Source organism: Olavius algarvensis spirochete endosymbiont (assembly GCA_900608495.1).
GTDB lineage: Bacteria > Spirochaetota > Spirochaetia > DSM-2461 > DSM-2461 > UBA2779.
This window is the reverse complement of sequence record UWYT01000310.1, coordinates 1-1,564: the sequence shown is the minus strand read 5'-3', so window position 1 is coordinate 1,564 and position 1,564 is coordinate 1. Positions and strand designations below refer to the sequence as shown.

General features: G+C 45.3%; 2 protein-coding genes. Both read left to right on the top strand.

Annotated elements, in window-relative coordinates:
• Window positions 1-767 (top strand): hypothetical protein (locus tag S1OALGB6SA_RS10415; RefSeq protein WP_230204524.1); only part of this gene is annotated, 767 nt, incomplete at its 5' end.
• Window positions 757-1,284 (top strand): hypothetical protein, encoded by a 528-nt coding sequence (locus S1OALGB6SA_RS09280; RefSeq protein WP_124033293.1) that lies wholly within the window; start codon window positions 757-759, stop codon window positions 1,282-1,284. The genes S1OALGB6SA_RS10415 and S1OALGB6SA_RS09280, both read left to right, overlap by 11 nt.
• The last annotated feature ends 280 nt before the right edge of the window (window positions 1,285-1,564 follow it).

Below are 1,564 nucleotides of genomic sequence, written 5' to 3'. Positions count from 1 at the left end.
AGCCTGCAACCTCCCGCTGGATAAGCCCGGACCCTGCCGGGTTCGAGCTTATAAATCCTCAAAAGAATGAAGTATTCATTATCTCTGGAACCAACTGGTACAGTTATACGGAAAACAATCCCGTCAAGTATAACGATCCTAATGGGGGAGTACCTGTTCTTGCAGTTACTGCAGTTTTTGGTGGCCTCGCCGGCGGCGCTATGGGTGCTGCTACAGGTATGGCTAGTGCTGTTCTGCAGGGCAATACTTCTCCCAGTGAGATAATAGGCGGAGCTGTTGGCGGTGCAATATGCGGTGCCGTTACGGGGGCTCTTATTGGTAGCGGGGTTGGCATTCCTTTGGTTGCTGGAGGTAGTTTCCTTGGCGGAGCGGCTGGAAGTATGACAGAGAATATGATTGCTCAGGGCCCAGAGAATTTGGATGCCGGAACTGTGGCTAAGGATGCAGCTATTGATGGAGGCATTTCTGCTATAGCGAGTCTACTGCCTTTCGCTATGAAGGGAAAAACTTTGTCGCCTTTAATCAAAAAAGAGCTTATCACTGATAAAGTAGTTATTGAAGGGTTGGGTGGTTTACTAGCCGACTTTCTACAAGACAAAGTGAATCCACCGTCGTCTTCTGACTTAGGTGGAGAAGGAATAGATGGGAGTAGAACTGGATATGATTCTGCACAAGATAATGTGAACCCGCAGCAATCTGACCGAAAACTCCCTATAGTTGATTACCCTCCTTCGCATTGGCCCAAGGATGAGTCTAATGATGACTGAGGAAACTAAGAAGAAGGTAGCACTGCTCGTCGGAATAATCGCGCCGTTCGTGATATCGTCACTGTATCCTCTAGTTTTGCTTAGTAGAGGTAACGATTTTCTATACGATTTCATGTATAGGCTTTGGGGGCTCTTGCTGTTCTTCGCTTTTCTGTTCTTTGGGAAGATATTTGCATGGAGTACCAGGAGAGGGAACAGAATCCTAAGCAATGTGTACGTTAAGATAATTGTAGCCTTTATTTACTTCTTGTTTTATTTTGTTTTTGCGAGGCAGTATTATTCATTTCGCGAAAGAAATATCATCACTCCATTTTGGTGGTATTGGCAAGGAGCTATAGTAGGTGTTATAGGCTTATTTCTTGGAGGATATTGGGTGGATTTTGAAAGAGAAAATCGCAAATGGCTCAACAAAGTTGAACCGTACATCTCTTTTAATCCTTCTCTAGCAGCAGCTTTGCTTATTCCTATTTGGCACGAGGGTATTGTGTTTTTCTGGCAACTTCTCGGTGTGGAATGAACTATATGCTTGCTTCTGAGAAAGCATAACTATTTGGTAATACACCAGGCTCTCGTCAGAAATTCCATGGAAGAAAAACGGTTCTCAGCCCGGGCAATCGCCAGTTGCTTGCCTTTCCTCAGACACAATAACACCACTATTCTAGCAAACTTTGTAGCTCATTCCCGCTGGTCCCTTGGCAGCCCCGCCCTTAGGCCATCCATGGCCACGGTCTAAACAGAATACCCCTTATTTTCAGTAGGCTTCCTGCCTACAAAAAATAAGGGGTATTCTGTTCACC

What these genes read in the sequence shown, in the direction of transcription:
- S1OALGB6SA_RS09280 (WP_124033293.1), top strand. Translation starts at nt 757, where the DNA reads ATGATGACTGAGGAAACTAAGAAGAAGGTAGCACTGCTCGTCGGAATA.